Origin of the sequence: Afifella sp. H1R (genome assembly GCF_021462425.1) — a bacterium.
In the GTDB taxonomy this organism is placed as follows: domain Bacteria; phylum Pseudomonadota; class Alphaproteobacteria; order Rhizobiales; family Afifellaceae; genus Afifella; species Afifella aestuarii.
The window spans coordinates 963,988-981,354 of the sequence record NZ_JAKEDY010000002.1; the positions used below are offsets into that span (position 1 = coordinate 963,988).

Below are 17,367 nucleotides of genomic sequence, written 5' to 3' on the forward strand. Positions count from 1 at the left end.
TCTTGGCAAGCGAGGCGAGAGGCCCGGAAACCGCGCGCCCACTGCTTTTTCGCTCAATTGAGCCGCCGCCAGCGGGCGGCGAAGAAGCCGTCGACGCCGCGAAGATCGCCACCAAACGCCATTCCAGGCAGCGAGCGGAAGAAACCCTCAGGCGTGGAAAAGTCCTCAAGCTCGGGGAATTCCGCGGTCTTGAGCGGCATCGGCTCGAACATGTCGTGGCTCTTGGTGAAGATGTGGGCCTGCTCCTCGCCCTCCTCGGGCTCGAGCGAGCAGGTGGCGTAAACGAGAATCCCGCCTGGTTTCAGCCAGTTAGCGGCCTGCGCCAGCATCTTTTGCTGGAGCTCGCGCAGCGTCACGATGTCGTCTTCGCGCTTCGTCCAGGGCAGATCCGGATGCCTGCGGATGGTGCCGGTCGCCGAGCAAGGCGCGTCGAGAAGGATAAAATCGAAGGATTCCGCGGGCTGGAAGGAAAAAACGTCGGCCTCGGCGAATTCCGCCGAGAGACGCAATCTTTCGAGGTTGCCCTTGAGCCGGCGCATGCGCGAGGCGGATTTCTCGACGGCCGTCACGAGAGCACCGGCGGCTGCAAGCTGCGCTGTCTTGCCGCCGGGTGCGGCACAGAGGTCGGCGACGCGCTTGCCCGAGATATCCCCGAGGAGACGCGCGGGGATTGCGGCGGCGGCATCCTGCACCCACCAATCCCCGCTGTCGTAGCCGGGGAGTTTGGAGACGGTGTGAAGACGATCGAGACGGATGCTGCCATTCGGCAGAAGATCGCCCGACAAACGTTCCGCAAGGGCGGCGGGATCTGATTTCGCCGTCAGATCGAGCGGGGGCGCGTCGGCATGGGCGGCGAGGATCGCGGCGGTGCGCTCCGGACCCCAGTTTTTCTCCCAGCGCGCAATCATCCAGTCCGGCGCGCCGTTCACTGAAGCCGCGGAGGCCAAGATCTCGCTGCGCTCGCGCGCGATGCGCCGGAGCACGGAATTGACCAGCCCCTTGGTCTTGGCGGTGCGCCGGTCGCGGCCGGCCGCCGTCACGGCGAGATTGATCGCCGCGTGGTCGGGAACGTCGAGATAAAGAATCTGCGTGGCACCAAGATGCAAGAGGGCGGAGAGGCGGTGGGCCTTCTCGTCGAGAGGGCGTTCCAGGCGCTTTCGGATGGCATCCTCGATCGCGCCGCGGTGGCGCAGCGCCGCATCGAGGATCGCCCGCACGAGCCCCTTGTCCTGCGCCGACAAGGCACGAAAGCCCGGCGCGCCGCCGGCCTCCAGAAGGGGACCGAGCGGAGAGCCGTCGCGCACCACTTTGAGGAGGATGGCGGTCGCGGCATCGCGTGCGGCAAGGCCCGGCGGGCCGGGCTGCGCGGTGCCCCTTCCACTTGCCTTGGCGCCCGACTTGCCGCCGCTCTTGCTGGCGCCTTTTCCAGCGCGATGCGGCCGTGCTCCGGATGCGGCGCGGCTTTCCTGCGTGTCATGCGGTTCGCGGACATCGCGACGCGCGCCCTCGTCAGCGCTCATGAGCGGCTCGCCGATTTTTTGTCGTCATCCTGTCTTCCTAACCGCGCGACCAGCGCTTGGCCATCGCCGTATCGCAGCTCTGCGGCAGGGGCGCCGCAAAGCGACGGCGCCACCCGGGTGGCGCCGTTCGAATCGTCCCTCTGCGTGTCGCATGCAGGAATGGTCAAAAGATGGTGGCGAAGGCCGGCTCACCGTCCCTGTGGCTTCTCGTCCGTGCCCTTCTTCTGCGCACGGACGTCGCGACGCCCTTGCGGATTCAGCGCCAGGAAACCTCAGCCCGGAAGAATCGGCCCCAGAAACTCAGCCCCAGAAACTCAGCCCCAGGGGCCGCTGCGTCTGCGACCGGTCTGCGGCACCGTGCCGGAGCTCGGACGGCCCGTGCCGGCCGAACCCCAGGGCCCGGAAGGGCCGCGCGCGGCGGGGCCGGACTCCATTGCGGGGCGAGAGGCCTGGCGCGGAATGGCCGGCCCGCCGCCGCCTGATGCCATCTCCTGCAGGGCGGCGATGCGGTTTTCCGTCGACGGGTGCGTGGAAAAGAGGTTGTCCATGCGCGCACCCGACAGGGGGTTGATGATGAAGAGATGCGCGGAGGCGGGATTCTGCTCCGCGCTCATCATCGGGCGACGTTTGGCCGAGCCGGCGATCTTGCCGAGCGCGGAGGCGAGCCAGAGCGGATTGCCGGCGATCGCCGCCCCGTCGCGGTCGGCGGAATATTCGCGCGTGCGCGAGATCGCCATTTGCACGAGCATCGCGGCGAAAGGCGCCGTCAGCGCGGCGAGAAGCACGCCGGCGAACCCAAAAGGCGAGTTGTTGTCGCGCGAGCCGCCAAAGAAGAGCGCGAAATTGCCGAGCATCGAAATGGCACCGGCGAGCGTCGCCGTGATCGTCATCGTCAGAGTGTCACGGTTCTTCACATGCGCGAGCTCATGCGCCATGACGCCCGCCACCTCTTCGTGGCTGAGCTGCTGCAACAGCCCGGTCGTCGCGGCGACGGCCGCATTTTCCGGATTGCGGCCGGTGGCGAAGGCGTTCGGCTGGTCGCTGTCGATGAGATAGACTTTCGGCATGGGCAGATCGGCGCGCTCCGCAAGCTGGCGGATCATGCCGACGAAATCGGGCGCCGAACGTTCGTCGACCTCATGCGCATTGTGCATTTTGAGGACGAGCTTGTCGGCGTTCCAATAAGAAAAGAGGTTCATGCCGGCGGCGAAGAGAAAGGCGATGAAGGCACCTCCGGAACCGCCGACGAGATAGCCGACGCCCATGAAAAGGGCGGTCAGGGCGGCCAGCAACATGGCCGTCTTCATCATGTTCATCGTCTTGTTTGCTCCGACCCGTAAATGGCGTGTCTGCATATTTTGGGTGTCGATGAGCCGGCTTCAATCCGCAACTCGACCAAGGCCGAGAAAGCCGCATCAAATCAGGTTCTTAAGCCATCGCCACGCAATCGTCCCAGTCTCCAGCGGGCACGTCGGTGAGTTCTTCTGCACAATTTTGCAGCATTCGACGTGCGCCTGGAAGGCGGCGGATACGGTTTGGCTTCACCGCGGCAAGATCTCTGACGCAACGTCACGCAAGCCCGGCACCAGTTAGCTTGTGAACGTTGCCGCCGTTGCAGGGTCGGTTTTGGGCGAATTGGCAGGGCGGAGCAGGTTTTCGGCAAATACGCGGGAAGCGGGCTCGCCGCAAAATCTCACGAACCGTCTCAACGAAGTCCTGCAACGTCATCTCGAGGGGGTTACATGTCGAAGTTTCGGTCGATCGGGTTACGTCTCGCCCTGGCGAGCGTCGGCCTCATCGCTTTTCTTTTAATCATCGGGATCGCCACGGTCTCAACTTTCGTCACGAATTCGGTCAACGAGCTGGCAACGCAGCGGCTGGAGGAGACCGGGCAGGCGCAAGCGCAGAATGTGCGCAGCCGGCTCGGCGGAATGATGCAGACCGCCAAGACGCTCGACAGCTCAATCGAGGCGCTGATGGAGGCGGGATACCGTGAACGCTCCGGCGCAACGCGGGTCCTGGAGCAGCTGATGGAGCGGGATGCCGCCCTCGCGGGAGCCTGGGCCGTGTTCGAGCCGAATCTCTTCGACGGACGCGACGCAGAGCTGGCCGGTCAGGCTGCCGTCAAGACGCAGACCGCAACCGGCCGCTTTGCACCCTATTACTACAATTACGGCGCCGGCCTGCAGGCGACGAGTGCGGGAAACACCGATCTGCCGTGGTATCAGGAGCCTTTCCAGAGCGGCCGGGCCTTCATGACGGACCCGACGATCTACACGATCGACGGCAAGGACATCATGCTGGCTTCGGCCGCGTTTCCGCTCGACGTGGATGGAAAGACGGTCGGCGTGGCGGGTGTCGACATCGAGCTTTCGGGCCTGTCGAAGGAATTTGCCGCGATCCATCCTTATGATGTCGGCCATGTGCGCCTCGTGTCGCATGGCGGGTTGTGGACGGCGACGGACGAAGCGGAAAATCTCGGCAAGTCCGTCAGCGACACGGAGCCGGAGCTGGCGCCCGGGATCGAAAAAGCCCTGAGCGAGGGAACCCGTCAGCTCGTGCGTGACGATGCCGGTATCCTTCACGTCATCGTGCCGACGCCGATCCAGGATTTCGGGCGCAATTGGGCGGTCATCGTCTCCGTGCCGGAGGCCGTGATCATGCGCCCGGCACACCAGCTGTCGCAATGGCTTGTGATCGGAGGGTTGGCGCTGGTGGTGCTGCTTGGAGCAGTGCTTGCGCTCCTCACACACCGGATGATCCGGCGCCCGCTGGCACGCAGCGTCGGCACCATCCGTGCGCTTCAGGACGGGCATCTCGATACGCCGATCGTCGATACCGACCGTGGCGACGAGATCGGCGACATCAACCGCGCCCTTTCCGATTTCAAGGCGAGCATGATCAAGGCGGAGGAGCTTGCCGCCGCGCAGGCCCGCGAGCGGGAATTGCGCGAAAAGCGGGCGAGCCGGATCGAGGCGCTCAATGCCCGGTTCGACGAGGCGGTTTCGGGAATTCTCGAAACGGTCGGGGCGTCCGCCACGACACTCAAGCTGACGGCGGAGAGCATGTCCGCGATCGCCGAGGAAACGAGCAGCCAGGCAACGACCGTCGCCGCCGCCTCCGAACAGGCCTCGACGAATGTGCAGACCGTTTCGGCCGCGGCCGAGGAATTGTCGTCCTCGGTTCAGGAGATCGCCCGACAGGTGCAGCAATCGACCGATATGGCGAAGACGGTGAGCGACAGCGCCGAGCAGAGCCGCGGCGTGGTGCAGGGGCTTGCCGTCTCGGTGAAGAAAATCGACGAGGTCGTGCATCTCATTGCCGACATCGCCAACCAGACGAATCTTCTCGCGCTCAATGCGACGATCGAAGCGGCGAGAGCCGGCGAATCCGGCAAGGGCTTTGCGGTCGTCGCCGCCGAGGTGAAAAGCCTCGCCACGCAGACGGCGAAAGCCACGGAGGACATCAGCCGGCAGATCGGCGACGTGCAGGCCGGAACGGGCAGCGCCGTGGAGGCGATCGAGAACATCGTCACCGCCATCCAGGAGGTGAGCGAGGTCACCGTCGCGATCGCCGGATCGGTGGAAGAACAGAATGTCGCCACACAGGAGATCGCCCGCAACGTCCACGAAGCGGCGTCCGGCACATCCGAAGTGTCGAGCACCATCGTCGGCGTGACGCAGGCGGCCGGCGAGACTGGCTCCGCCTCCGGCCAGGTGCTGTCGGCGGCCGAGGAGCTCAACCAGCATGCCGGCTCGCTGCGCGCCATGGTGCGCGAATTTCTTGAGGATGTGCGCGCCGCGTAAGGGACGGCCACGTCGCCTCACCGAAAAGATCTCCGAAGCTTTCCCGGTCGGTCGAAATGAGCGGCCGGGATTGCTAGATATCGCTCAGTGACGAGGCGATGATGACGGAGACGCGGATGAACGAGGCGCCGAACAAATCTTCCGGAGAGGGAATTCAGGCCGAAACGGCGGCGACGCCGCGGCGCGAGCTCCCGGAGGCCGCCAAACGGGCGCTCGCCGAAGCCGAAGAGCGCCGCAGACAAGAGGCCGAGGCGCGCGCCGCCGCGGAGGCGGCCCGGGCAAAAGAGTTCAACGGCGGGGAAGGCCCCGAGCCGGTGCGCTTCGGCGACTGGGAGCGCAAAGGCCGGGCGATCGATTTCTGACGGGCTGATCAGGGCGAATTGATCAGTCTGGATTGATCGGCCTGAATTGATCAGGGGGACGGCGGGCCGGCGCGTTTGCCGGCTTCAAAACCGCGGCAGGCGAGGGCCACGACGCGGGGGATCAAATTCTGCGAGGCGACATAGCCCTGAATGGCTCGCAGACTGCGGCCAAGCTCGGCCGCGGCTGCGTGGCGGGTAAGATTGTTGCGCCTCAGGAATGCTTCGAAATCGGCGCCGGTCATCTGCTCTTCCGCGAGGCGTTCCACGCTGGTGGCCGGCATGTCGATCCGGCCGCCGTCCCATTCGAGCGTCTCGCCATCATCGGCAAGAACGACGCCGGCAAAAAGGGCGGGGTCGTCGCGAAGCGGCGCATAAATTCTGAACTGGCCGATCAGCGGGGAGAGGTCGATGATCTCCGAACGGCCCCGGCGCGAGCCTTCCGCCCAGGCCACGGACACGCAGAGACGCTCAAGCGGACGAATGCTCGCAAGGCGGGGCATCGGCCGCGGATCCCGGGCGGGAGCCTGAGGCAGGGGCTCAATCGCGCTCATTGTATTCGGCCCATTTCGTCATCAGCAGTGGTTTGTTCCTTCGTGCCCATTCCAGCGCTTCTTTCGTTGCGCCCGCAGGTGCTCCGCCGCGGGTGATCCGCAACGAACGGATATCGACGACGCATGACCAGCCATTTCCCTTCAGATGAAAATGCGGGGGAAGATGGTCATCCGCATAGATCACCAGCTTGCAGGCCGCAAAGCCCTGAACGGTCGGCATGTCGGGACCCAATCTATGCAATGATTGCATATTTTTCCAGACGGAAGGCGGGGGTCCAGAGCCTTCGGTGTCGCGGGCTTCAGGCTCGATCGCTGCAAGCGGCGGGCACCCCCAAAGCCGCTCGCATATTGTCAATTAACCGGCATCCGCTATTGTAGGAACATGTTCCTAGATCGATTCGCCCTGTCGCTTCTCGCTTTTGCCGTGCCGGCTCTGCCGGCTGCGGCGGGTTCCGAGCTGCCGGGGCTCTACCGGGCGGTGGTGGAGCGGGTCGTCGACGGTGATACGCTGGCGGTGCGGGCGACGATCTGGCTCGACCAGGAGGTGCGGGTGCTGGTGCGGCTGCGCGGCATCGACGCGCCGGAGCTGCGTGCGCGCTGCGCGGCGGAAAAGGCGCAGGCGCTGGCGGCGACGGATGCGCTCGCCGCGCTCGTCACCGATCCCGCCGTCACCTTGAGCGAGGTGGAGAGCGACAAATATGGCGGTCGGGTCGTCGCCGATGTGCGCGATGCGAAGGGCCGCGATCTCGGCGCCCTGCTGCTGCAGGAGGGGCTGGTGCGGGCCTATGCCGGCGGCCACCGGGACGGATGGTGCGGAAAGCTGTCGCTCAAGGCGGATTGAAGACGTTTCAGCGCGGATGTGCGATGGGGCGGCGGCTTGGGCCGGCCGCCCCGATCTCTGGCGTCGGGCTCAGACTTCGACGAGCTTGTCGGGCAATTCGTTCGGGTTTTCCCGGCCCGCCGGAATATGCTCCTCGAGGATTTTTCCGCAGGCGGCGATCGCCTTCACCAGGCCGTCGGCCAGGGCACCCTTGCGGCTGTCCTCGATGAGCTCGGCCACGATCTCGTCCCAGACGCTCTGGTCGACATGGGCGTCGATGCCCTGATCGGCGATGATCGCCGCATAGCGCTCCGCCAGCGACACGAAGATCAGGATGCCGGTGCGGCCTGCGGTTCCGTGGAGATTGTGCGCCATGAATTGCTGCATGGCATGACGCTCGGCGCGCTGGCGGCGGACGAATTCCGGCACCAGGAGAGGCCGGAGCGACGGCAGCGAGGCGAGGAGCCCGAGAAGGATCAGGAGCACGATCTCGCCGGCTGCCACGACGCGGGCATCGAGGCCGTCGCCCCAGAGGTCGTGCGATTGCGCGAGCCATTCATTGCCGGGCGCGGGGGCGGTGAGCCAGGCTTCGGCGAGCGGGTAGAGGAAGGCGACGGCAATGCCGGCAAAGAGCGTGGCAAGCGCCGCCCACAGAAGCGGGATGAAGCGATAGCTGTCGCTCGTCTCTGCAGCGACGGCGAAAATTTCGCCGGAGGTGCCGCGTTCGGCCGTCCGGATCGCTTCGGCGATGCGGGCGTGTTCGGTGGGGTCGAGAATGGCCATGTCCGTCTCCTACCAGCTGCCCGACGAGCCGCCGCCGCCGAAAGAGCCGCCGCCGCCGGAAAATCCGCCGCCGCCGCCACCGAAGCCGCCGCCGTAATTGTTGAGGCCCCCGACAAAGCCGCCGGTGCGGCGCCGGCCCTTTCCGCGCGGGCCGAAGAGGCCGGAGAACATGATGATGAAGAAGACGGCCAGGAAGATCATCGTGAAGATGGTGGGGCCGATGTCGCCCTCCGGCACGCGTTCCTTGGCGCGCTTGACCCAGGCCTCGCGGTCGCCGCCGAGGACGGCGACGATGTCTTCGACGCCGCGGGTGATGCCGCCGGGAAAATCGCCCGCCTTGAAGCGGGGGATGATCGAGCCTTCGATGATGAGTTTGGAGATCGCGTCGGTGAGGGTGGGCTCGAGGCCGTAGCCGACCTCGATCCTCACCTGACGCTCGTTGGGCGCGACGAGGAGAAGGACGCCGTTGTCCTTGTCCTTCTGCCCGATCTGCCAGGCGCGGCCGAGATCGACACCGTATTCTTCGATGGAGCGGCCGCCGAGCGAGGGGACAGTCGCAATGACGAGCTGGTCGGAGGTCTTCTTTTCCAGATCGTCGGAGAGGGCGACGAGCTCCGCCTCTTCGGTGGGCGAGAGGAGATCGGCCGCATCGACGACGCGGCCGGTGAGTTTCGGAAAATCCTGGGCGGCGGCCGGCGCGATGAAGGCCGGCGCGACGAGGATCAGAACAGCAGCAAAAAGGGCGCGCAAAACGTCTCTCGTCTCAGATCAGTTGCCGGTGCCGGTGGCGGGTTCGTTGGCCGGCTGATTCTCGTTGGCCGGGGCGTTGCCGTTCGCCGGAGCGTCGAACGTCACGCCCGGCGCATTGCCGCCGCCGAAATCGACCTGCGGGGCGTTGGCGTTTTCAGGTGCGGTCTCGAAATTCGCCATCGGCTCATAGCCGGAATAAAGCGTCATCGCCCAGAGCCGGCCCGGAAACGTCTTGAGCTCGGTGTTGTATTTGCGGACGGCCTCGATGTAGTCGCGACGCGCCACCGCGATGCGGTTTTCCGTGCCTTCGAGCTGCGATTGCAGCGCCAGAAAATTCTGGTTGGATTTGAGATCGGGATAATTCTCGGTGATGGCGAGAAGCCGGCCGAGGGCGGCGCCGAGCTCACCCTGCGCTTCCTGGTAGCGGCGCATGGCTTCCGGATCCGTCGGATCGACGTTGAGATTGGTCTGCGTCGCCTTGGAGCGGGCCTCCACGACGGAGGTCAGGACGTCTTTTTCCTGACGGGCAAAGCCCTTCACGGTCTCCACGAGGTTCGGGACGAGATCGGCACGGCGCTGATACTGGTTCTCGACCTGGCTCCAGGCGGCCTTCGCCTGTTCTTCGTAGGTCGGAATGGTGTTGACGCCGCAAGAGGCGAGAAAGATGGCCACGAAGCCGATGAGAGCGACGCGAAGGCCGGTGAGCGGGCGCATGAAAACCTCCGGTGAATGCGGGCGAAAGGTAGTGCCGTGTGCCCGAGGCGCAAGCGATAATCGCGGGCAATCTGGCCGAAAAGCGAGGATTTGCCGCGGATCGGCCCGGCCTAGCCCCCGGCGTGGCGCCCCGCGAGAAGCCAATAGACGAAGGCTCCGACCGTGCCCGCGGCGGCGAAGATCGCGATGTCGGAGAACTCCGACGCCGGCGGCCCGGCAATGCCGAGGATGGTCGCGGCCGAACCGACCACCGCGCCGAAGACGAGATGCAGGATGAGCGAGCGCCAGCCGAAGCTTTCCGCAAACAGGATCATCAGGAACGCCGGGATGCCGGCGACGGCGCCGACGACGAAGGCGGCGAAGAAGGAAATGAGCGCTGCCTTGAAGGCGTAATCCTGAAGCGCTTCACCCGGATGAAGCTCCGGCGGGACGGAGAAATAGAGGACCGCCGCCGCCGCCCAGCAGGCGGCGATGAAAGCGAGCGGTATGAGGAGGATGATCCGCCAGACCCGGGCCATGCCGGTGGCGCTCAGCCTTCCGCTGCGAGCGCCGGCGCCGCTTCGCGCTCGCGCTTCTTCAGACGTTCGCTGGCGCTCTTCAGCTGGCCGCAGGCGGCGAAGATGTCACGCCCGCGCGGCGTGCGGATCGGCGAGGCGTAGCCGGCGCGGTTCACCACCTCGGCGAAGCGCTCGATCTGGTCCCAGTCGGAGCATTGATAGGGGCTGCCGGGCCAGGGATTGAACGGGATGAGATTGATTTTCGCCGGGATGCCTTTGAGGAGGCGCACGAGCTCCTTCGCCTCGGCGAGCGAATCGTTGATGCCCTCGAGCATCACATATTCGAAGGTGATGCGGCGGGCGTTCGACAGGCCCGGATAGGCGCGGCAGGCATCGAGAAGCTCGGCGATCGGCCATTTGCGGTTGATCGGCACGATCTCGTCGCGAAGATCGTCGCGCACGGCATGGAGCGAAATCGCCAGCATGCAGCCGATTTCCTCGCCGGTGCGGAAAATACCCGGAACGACGCCCGAGGTCGACAGGGTGATGCGCCGCTTCGACAGAGACAGGCCCTCGCCGTCGGAGGCGATCAGAAGCGCGTCGCGGACATTCTCGAAATTGTAGAGCGGCTCGCCCATGCCCATCATGACGATGTTGGAGACGAGGCGGCCTTCCGTCGGCACGATCGCGCCTTGCGGCGTCGCAAGATCGGGAAAATCGCCGATGCGCTCGCGCGCCACCAGGATCTGCGAGACGATTTCGCCGGGGGTCAGGTTGCGCACGAGCTTCTGCGTGCCGGTGTGGCAGAAGGTGCAGTTCAAGGTGCAGCCGACCTGGCTCGAGACGCAGAGCGTGCCACGGCCTTCTTCCGGGATATAGACGGTTTCCACATCGACCGGGCGGCCCGCCGTCGGGCCGGGACGATCGGCGCCCTGCGCCGGAAAGCGCATCAGCCATTTGCGCGTGCCGTCGACGGAAATCTGCTCGGAGACGATTTCCGGGCGCGCAATGGCGAATTTGTCGTCGAGTGCGGCGCGCAGCTCCTTGCCCATATTGGTCATGGCATCGAAGGAGGTGGCGCCGCGCAGATAGAGCCAGTGCCAGAGCTGGTTGACGCGCATACGGCGCTGGCGTTCCGGCACGCCGATTTCGCCGAGCGCGTCGGCGAGCTCCTCGCGGCTCAGGCCGACGAGGGAACGGCGGACGGCGGAAGCATCCGTGGAAAGCGGCTGTGCGGACGCGTCGAAGCGCGGCGCAGCCGCGGGTGTGGCAAGGCTCATATCGTTCATGGCGGTGTCGAAGGTGGGTCTTAGCACAGGCTCATGCAAACGAAAACGGACCGCCCGCAGGACGGTCCGTTTCGAAAATCTCGGCTTTTGGCCGTTATTTACATTCGGAGGCGACCTTGTTGCTCGCCGCCGTCACCCCGGAAAGGGAGAATTGATAGCTCGTCTCGTTGCCGCGGCGCGATGTGCCGGTGACGACCATCTGGCGCCCGCTCTTCATCGCCGCATAGAGCTGCGGCTCCTCGGCCTCGTTCAGAAGCCAGGCGCTGTCGCCCTTGGTGAACATCGTGAACTTCTTGCCGTCGATGTCGACGGTCACCGTCGACTTGTCCTCAAAGGCGTAGCCGACGACGAAGTTCGCCTCATGGCCGATGTTTTCAGCCGGGCTGGAGCGCACGAAGAAGGCGACTTTGCCGTGATTGAGATTCGTCGGCATCTCCTTCTTCGGAGTGGAGTGGATGAAGCAGACGGTGCCCTTGTCGCCCGGATAGCTCCAGGCCGTCCAATCGTTGAACTGACCCAGCGAATTCGGCGTCTGAGCGAAGGCTGCGGTCGCGACGATCAAAAAGAGGCTCGTCAGAAATGTCCTTAGCATGCCTGTCCCGCAATCGGTGGTTTCTACGAAGCCGCGCCGCATCGGCGAGGCGTCGGTCGTGATGGTCGCTCTAGAGATGCGTCATCGTGGTTACTAAATCATGAACCGAGCATGGGCCACAGGCGAAGCCTGCCGACATCCGTTTGATCGGCTCGATGCGCGGACATGGTTGTTTGGGAAAAAACGGCCAGAATTTGACGAAGGGGGCGTTTCCTCAGGCTCCGGCGCCCACTTCTTCCTCAAGGGCCGTCGCGGCGGCGGTGCGATGCTCCTCGCGAATGGAGGAGGAGACGGCGGCCAGCGCTGCCGCCAGAACCGAGGCGTCATCGAGAAAACCGAGGCCGACGATGAAATCCGGCACGAGGTCGAAGGGGGAAACGAAATACGCGAGGGCTGCCACCACCGTCAGCTTGGCGCGTGTCGGCGTGCGCGGATCGAGCATGGCGTAATAGGCGGACACCACTTCATGCATGAAGGGAATCGTGCGCAACGCCTTCCTGACCGTCGGCCAGAACCGGCGCTTGATTTCCGCTTCCTTGTCGGCCGCATCCTCCGGGCCGAGAATCTCGATATCAGGTACCGTACGTGGCATCTGGCGCTCCCATCTGATGGTGTTCAATTGGGGCGCGAGTGGTCCTTTCGCAAGACGCGGGGCTTGGCTAAGAGGGAGCAGAGCGAGGGTCAGGGCCCGCCTGGCGGGCTTTCAAGGGGAGGACAGAATGCAGCTCAATTCCGATATCGCAGCGATCGTGACCGGCGGGGCTTCAGGTCTCGGCGAGGCGACGGCGCGCATGCTCGCCCATCAGGGCGTGCGGGTGACGATCTTCGACATGAACGAGGAGAAGGGCCAGGTGACGGCCGGCGACATCGGCGGCACCTTCGTGCCGGTCGACGTGACCGATGCCGCGAGCGTTGAAGCCGGGGTCGAAAAAGCGCGCGCGGCGCATGGCGTGGAGCGCATCCTGGTGAATTGCGCGGGCATCGCGCTCGGGCGCAAGACGCTCGGCACCGACCGCAAGACGGGCGAGCTCAAGGCGCACGACATGGCCTCGTTCCGCAAGGTGGTGGAGGTCAACCTCATCGGCACCTATCAGATGATCGCGCAGTCGGTTCCGGAGATGTCGCAGTTGCAGCCGATCACGGCGGACGGCTGCCGGGGCGTCATCGTCATGACCTCTTCGGTGGCGGCGACGGACGGGCAGATCGGCCAGGCGGCCTATGCCGCCTCCAAGGGCGGCGTTCTCGGCATGACGCTGCCGGTCGCGCGCGACCTCACCGAATACGGCATTCGCGTCTGCGCCATTCAGCCCGGCGTGTTCGAGACGCCGATGGTCTCCGGCATGCCCGAGAAAGTGCGCGAGAGCCTCGCCGCCGGCGTGCCGTTTCCAAAACGTCTCGGCCAGGCGCACGAATACGCGCATGTCGTGAAGTTCATCTGCGAGAACGATTATATGAACGGCGAATCGATCCGCCTCGATGGAGCGATCCGCCTCGCGCCTCGGTGAGGGGGCGGGTGGCGGTCAAATGAATCACGCGGCGTCGCCCATCAAACCCTTCGCCTCGTTGAGCGCGATGAACGAAAACAGCGGAAAGCCTGTTTCGCCGAGCGCGCGCAGCCTGGGCAGGATGTGGCGTGTGAGGCCTGCCAGCTCACGTGCGTCGACGTCCTCGGCATGTCCGTCGAAGATCACATCGATGCGAATCAGGTCGTCGCCGTCGCAACTGCTCGCCGCCCGCACATTGATTTGGGCGACCCTGAGATCGGCGACTTCGCTTGTGAGGATATCCTGGACGAGATCGTGCACGTCGCTCTTTTTGAACTCATGCCGCATGATCGGAAACTCGCGCTGACCGCGCGCGACGCATTCAGTTACGTCGCGCGTTAGGCAGATGACGGTTCAGACGTAGACTAGAGCGTTTCACCCTTTGATGGAAGCATATCCGGCGTTGTGGAGGTAGTTGGCGCACTCCTCGGGCTTGATGAACTCATTGTTAGTCGGATGGAAGGATAGTCCCCGTGTTATAGAAACGCTCGAAAAGCTGTTGAGAGTCGCTTATTCGCAGCATTCGTTCGGTCTCGTCTTTGCTCAAATTCGGACGAAACACGTGATCAAAATTCTCTCGTCCGTTCATATCTATTTTGACTGCATATCCAATTCCAGCCTCCATGGAAGCAGCGCCACCGACCGTCGCCCATATGTCGTAACCCAAGAAAAGGGGCGTAACAAAATTTGCGCCTGCAACGAACGACGAGTCTTCCTGATCCATGAGAGCCCATTCCCTGACGACGACATCTTCAGAAACCAGGATGAGGCTCGACCAGTCGTTGACCAGCGTGGATGACTCAACGCTGCCCAGGACGAGAAGGGTTGTGTTGCCATCGGCCCCATCCACGCCTTGGGTGGAAATACGTCCGCTCACTTCGAGGTCGCCGAAGATGGCCGTGATCTGGCTCGGCGGGACGAAATCGCCATTGATCCGAAGCGTGCCGTAGTGGATCGCACCACGGCCCTCGAATTCACGAGGCAGCAGCTCGAAGCGAGCCAAGCTGAGACCGACAGGATCCTTCAACTGAACGATCTCGGCCGAGACAGTTTCGACCCAAGCTTCCGTTGCCATTTCCGCCCACGGCATATGGAACCCCTTTCCGAACGACAGTGGTCATGACGGGGAGGATAGAGGAAAAAGCGCATGTCTCTAGTCTAGTATACGAAGAATGCTGCCGCTTCGCGGATTGCAAGACCACCGAAAGGTGGCAGGCCTTGGCGAGGACGACTTCAAGTCTGCCAAGGTCTCAGATAAAAAGCCCGGCTTCGGCGGGGCTTTTTTGTTGCGCTCAAAAAGGTGTGCTGCTGCGAATATGCACGCCGGCGTGCGATCGCATTCCTGACGGTCCACCTCAGTTTGGAAACTGGCCACAAAAAAGGGGCGCCGGAGCGCCCCTTTCGCGAACTCTGATGTCGGCCGGCGTCAGTAGACGCGCTTCTTCGGCTCGATATAGGGCACGTCGTTCGACATCGTGTAGGTGTGCACCGGCCGGTCTTCGAGGCGCACCGTGTGGGCGGCTTCGTCGATGAAGGCGAGGCTGTGCTTCATCCAGTTCTGGTCGTCGCGATCCGGGAAATCCTCGCGCGCATGGGCGCCGCGGCTTTCGTGCCGGTTGGCGGCCGCTTCCATCGTCACCACCGCCTGGGTGATGAGGTTCTGGAATTCCAGCGTCTCGACGAGATCGCTGTTCCAGATGAGGGAGCGGTCGGTGACGCCGATGTCTTCGGCGCCGCGCCAGACGTCGTCGATCAGCTTGCGGCCTTCCTCGAGCACCGGGCCGTCGCGGAAGACGGCGCAGTTCGACTGCATCACCTTCTGCATGCGGTCGCGCAGCGCGGCTGTCGGCGTGCCGCCCTTGGCGTAGCGGGCGCGGTCGAGGCGGGAGAGGGCGAAATCGTCGGAGCCCGCCGGAAGATCCGGATGGCGCTCGCCGGGGCTCACCGTTTCGGCGCAGCGATCGCCGACGGCACGGCCGAAGACGACGAGGTCGATGAGCGAGTTGGAGCCGAGGCGGTTGGCGCCGTGGACGGAGACGCAGGCGGCCTCGCCGACGGCCATCAGGCCCGGCACGACGGCATCGGGATCGCCGCCGACCTTGGTCAGCACTTCACCGTGATAGTTCGTCGGCACGCCGCCCATATTGTAATGGACGGTCGGCAGGACCGGGATCGGCTCCTTGGTGACGTCGACGCCGGCGAAGATCTTTGCGGTCTCCGAGATGCCCGGCAGGCGCTCGTGCAGGACGGCCGGATCGAGATGCTCGAGATGCAGCTCGATATGGTCCTTTTCCTTGCCGACGCCGCGGCCTTCGCGGATTTCGATGGTCATGGCGCGCGAGACGACGTCGCGGGAGGCGAGATCCTTCGCGGACGGCGCATACCGCTCCATGAAGCGCTCGCCTTCGGAGTTCGTCAGATAGCCGCCCTCGCCGCGTGAGCCCTCGGTGATGAGGCAGCCGGCGCCATAGATGCCGGTCGGGTGGAACTGCACGAATTCCATGTCCTGCAGCGGCAGGCCGGCGCGCAGCACCATGCCGTTGCCGTCGCCGGTGCAGATATGCGCCGAGGTGCAGGAGAAATAGGCGCGGCCGTAACCGCCGGTCGCCAGAATCGTCTTATGGGCGCGGAAGCGGTGAATGGAGCCGTCTTCCAGGCAGAGCGCGATGACGCCGCGGCACTGGCCCTCGTCCATGATCAGGTCGATGGCGAAATATTCGATGTAGAATTCCGCCGAATGCTTCAGCGCCTGGCCGTACATGGTGTGCAGCATGGCGTGGCCGGTGCGGTCGGCGGCGGCGCAGGTGCGCTGCGCGGTGCCTTCGCCGAAGCGGGTGGTCATGCCGCCGAAGGGACGCTGATAGATCTTGCCCTCTTCGGTGCGCGAGAAGGGCACGCCCCAATGTTCGAGCTCGTAGACGGCTTTCGGCGCGTTGCGGCAGAGATATTCGATGGCGTCCTGGTCGCCGAGCCAGTCCGACCCCTTGACGGTGTCGTACATGTGCCAGCGCCAGTCGTCCTCGCCCATATTGCCGAGGGCCGCCGAGATGCCGCCCTGGGCGGCCACCGTGTGGGAGCGGGTCGGGAAGACCTTGCTGATGCAGGCGGTCTTGAGGCCGGCCTGCGAGGCGCCGAGCGCGGCTCGGAGACCCGCGCCGCCCGCGCCGATGACGACCACGTCGAAGGCATGGTCGATGATCGGATAGGCTTTGCCGTTCTGTTTGGGGGCGCCTGTCGCGCCGTTCGATTGTCCGTTCTGGCCGTTGGTCGCCAAGTCAGCCTCCAAGGGCGATGATCAGGATGGAAAGGATGCCGAGGATGGCCATCCCGTAGGTGAAGAGGGTGTTGGCGAGATAGCTCAGCACCTTCAGACCTTCGTGGTGGATGTAATCCTCGATCACCGATTCCATGCCGATGCGCATGTGCAGGGAAAGATTGAAGGTGAGGCCGATGAGGATCGCCGCGATGAAGGGGTTGGCGACGCGGTCATGGGCCGTCTGGTAATCCGCCCCGATGAGCGAGGCGAGGATCAAGAGGAAGGCGAGAACCAGCGGGATGTTGGCGAAGGACGTGATCCGCTGCTGGATGAAATGGCCGGTGCCCTCCTTGGCGGAGCCGCGGCCGCGGGCTTTTGCAAGCGGTGTGCGCATGACGGGGCCTTTCTAGAGGGCGAGGAGGATGACGATCCACAAGAGCGCGGTGAGGCCGACGGAGCCGGCGAGCGAAGCCCAGGCGAGCTTCTGCGTCACCGGCTTGTCGTAGCCCGCGCCCGTGTCCCAGATGAAATGGCGGATGGCGCCCATCAGATGCTGCATGAGCACCCAGGTGTAGCCGAAGAGGACGAGCCAGCCGAAAGGCGAGCCGAAAAACCAGGTCGCCCAGCCATAGGCTTCCGGCCCCAAAGCGAGGGCGACGATCCAGCCAATGAAGAAAAGCGAGCCGATATAAAGGCCGATGCCGGTGATGCGGTGCAAGATCGAGGTGACCATGGTGATCGGCCAGCGGTAGATCTGCGTGAAGGGCGACAGCGGTCGCTGTCGTTCAGTCAAATCTTTCATCGAACGCTCCTTGGCCCCTTCATAACGTGCCGATCCTGCGTTGCAAACGCGTCGGTCGGATAATGCTCATGCATGCCATGC

General features: G+C 64.5%; 19 protein-coding genes and 1 pseudogene. 4 read left to right on the forward strand and 16 right to left on the reverse strand.

Features of this window, described 5'->3' with window-relative positions:
- Positions 1-53: 53 nt before the first annotated feature.
- Positions 54-1,520 (reverse strand): RsmB/NOP family class I SAM-dependent RNA methyltransferase, encoded by a 1,467-nt coding sequence (locus L0F51_RS16010; RefSeq protein ID WP_234630154.1) that lies wholly within the window; start codon positions 1,518-1,520, stop codon positions 54-56.
- Positions 1,521-1,834: 314 nt separating this feature from the next.
- The gene (gene htpX / locus L0F51_RS16015; RefSeq protein ID WP_234630155.1) at positions 1,835-2,836 is read right to left on the reverse strand and encodes a zinc metalloprotease HtpX; all 1,002 of its coding nucleotides are present in this window, start codon (positions 2,834-2,836) and stop codon (positions 1,835-1,837) included.
- Between the two features lie 426 nt (positions 2,837-3,262).
- Here htpX and L0F51_RS16020 point away from each other — a divergent pair, with 426 nt between their 5' ends.
- Entirely contained in the window at positions 3,263-5,326 is a 2,064-nt protein-coding gene (locus L0F51_RS16020) for a methyl-accepting chemotaxis protein (RefSeq protein WP_234630156.1), read from the forward strand.
- A gap of 116 nt (positions 5,327-5,442) precedes the next feature.
- On the forward strand, positions 5,443-5,688 hold the full coding sequence (locus L0F51_RS16025) for a DUF1674 domain-containing protein (protein ID WP_234630157.1): 246 nt from the start codon (positions 5,443-5,445) through the stop codon (positions 5,686-5,688).
- Between the two features lie 50 nt (positions 5,689-5,738).
- On the opposite strand, the gene L0F51_RS16030 is transcribed toward L0F51_RS16025, so the two are convergent.
- Entirely contained in the window at positions 5,739-6,188 is a 450-nt protein-coding gene (locus tag L0F51_RS16030; RefSeq protein ID WP_234630158.1) for a hypothetical protein, read from the reverse strand.
- Between the two features lie 37 nt (positions 6,189-6,225).
- Positions 6,226-6,459 (reverse strand): DUF4160 domain-containing protein, encoded by a 234-nt coding sequence (locus L0F51_RS16035; RefSeq protein ID WP_164879511.1) that lies wholly within the window; start codon positions 6,457-6,459, stop codon positions 6,226-6,228.
- 162 nt (positions 6,460-6,621) lie between these two features.
- Here L0F51_RS16035 and L0F51_RS16040 point away from each other — a divergent pair, with 162 nt between their 5' ends.
- Positions 6,622-7,080: a thermonuclease family protein gene (locus L0F51_RS16040; protein WP_234630159.1), complete on the forward strand. Its 459-nt coding sequence runs from the start codon at positions 6,622-6,624 to the stop codon at positions 7,078-7,080.
- Positions 7,081-7,149: 69 nt separating this feature from the next.
- On the opposite strand, the gene L0F51_RS16045 is transcribed toward L0F51_RS16040, so the two are convergent.
- The 7 genes and pseudogenes from L0F51_RS16045 to L0F51_RS16075 form a co-directional block, all read right to left on the reverse strand.
- Positions 7,150-7,842 (reverse strand): TPM domain-containing protein, encoded by a 693-nt coding sequence (locus L0F51_RS16045; RefSeq protein WP_234630160.1) that lies wholly within the window; start codon positions 7,840-7,842, stop codon positions 7,150-7,152.
- A 9-nt stretch (positions 7,843-7,851) separates the two neighbouring features.
- Positions 7,852-8,592 carry a YgcG family protein gene (locus L0F51_RS16050; RefSeq protein ID WP_234630161.1) on the reverse strand — a complete coding sequence of 247 codons (741 nt, stop codon included), beginning with the start codon at positions 8,590-8,592 and terminating at the stop codon, positions 7,852-7,854.
- 126 nt (positions 8,593-8,718) lie between these two features.
- Positions 8,719-9,306, reverse strand: a pseudogene (locus tag L0F51_RS16055) (LemA family protein); the annotation flags it as partial.
- A 110-nt stretch (positions 9,307-9,416) separates the two neighbouring features.
- The gene (locus L0F51_RS16060; protein WP_234630163.1) at positions 9,417-9,824 is read right to left on the reverse strand and encodes a hypothetical protein; all 408 of its coding nucleotides are present in this window, start codon (positions 9,822-9,824) and stop codon (positions 9,417-9,419) included.
- Positions 9,825-9,835: 11 nt separating this feature from the next.
- Positions 9,836-11,083 (reverse strand): 23S rRNA (adenine(2503)-C(2))-methyltransferase RlmN, encoded by a 1,248-nt coding sequence (gene rlmN, locus L0F51_RS16065; protein WP_234630387.1) that lies wholly within the window; start codon positions 11,081-11,083, stop codon positions 9,836-9,838.
- 103 nt (positions 11,084-11,186) lie between these two features.
- Positions 11,187-11,684, reverse strand: a complete 498-nt coding sequence (locus tag L0F51_RS16070; protein WP_234630164.1) for an invasion associated locus B family protein — start codon at positions 11,682-11,684, stop codon at positions 11,187-11,189.
- Positions 11,685-11,898: 214 nt separating this feature from the next.
- Positions 11,899-12,276, reverse strand: coding sequence for a YkvA family protein (locus L0F51_RS16075; protein WP_234630165.1), 378 nt, complete (start codon positions 12,274-12,276; stop codon positions 11,899-11,901).
- Between the two features lie 127 nt (positions 12,277-12,403).
- Between L0F51_RS16075 and L0F51_RS16080 the strand changes: the two genes are divergently transcribed.
- Positions 12,404-13,189, forward strand: coding sequence for an SDR family NAD(P)-dependent oxidoreductase (locus tag L0F51_RS16080; protein ID WP_234630166.1), 786 nt, complete (start codon positions 12,404-12,406; stop codon positions 13,187-13,189).
- A gap of 24 nt (positions 13,190-13,213) precedes the next feature.
- On the opposite strand, the gene L0F51_RS16085 is transcribed toward L0F51_RS16080, so the two are convergent.
- The 5 genes from L0F51_RS16085 to sdhC form a co-directional block, all read right to left on the reverse strand.
- Positions 13,214-13,516, reverse strand: coding sequence for a hypothetical protein (locus tag L0F51_RS16085; RefSeq protein WP_234630167.1), 303 nt, complete (start codon positions 13,514-13,516; stop codon positions 13,214-13,216).
- A gap of 160 nt (positions 13,517-13,676) precedes the next feature.
- Positions 13,677-14,318 carry a hypothetical protein gene (locus L0F51_RS16090; protein ID WP_234630168.1) on the reverse strand — a complete coding sequence of 214 codons (642 nt, stop codon included), beginning with the start codon at positions 14,316-14,318 and terminating at the stop codon, positions 13,677-13,679.
- A 336-nt stretch (positions 14,319-14,654) separates the two neighbouring features.
- Entirely contained in the window at positions 14,655-16,502 is a 1,848-nt protein-coding gene (sdhA, locus tag L0F51_RS16095; protein WP_255701454.1) for a succinate dehydrogenase flavoprotein subunit, read from the reverse strand.
- Position 16,503: 1 nt separating this feature from the next.
- Positions 16,504-16,878, reverse strand: a complete 375-nt coding sequence (gene sdhD / locus L0F51_RS16100) for a succinate dehydrogenase, hydrophobic membrane anchor protein (protein WP_234630169.1) — start codon at positions 16,876-16,878, stop codon at positions 16,504-16,506.
- A gap of 12 nt (positions 16,879-16,890) precedes the next feature.
- Positions 16,891-17,286, reverse strand: a complete 396-nt coding sequence (gene sdhC, locus L0F51_RS16105) for a succinate dehydrogenase, cytochrome b556 subunit (RefSeq protein WP_234630170.1) — start codon at positions 17,284-17,286, stop codon at positions 16,891-16,893.
- Between the last annotated feature and the right edge of the window lie 81 nt (positions 17,287-17,367).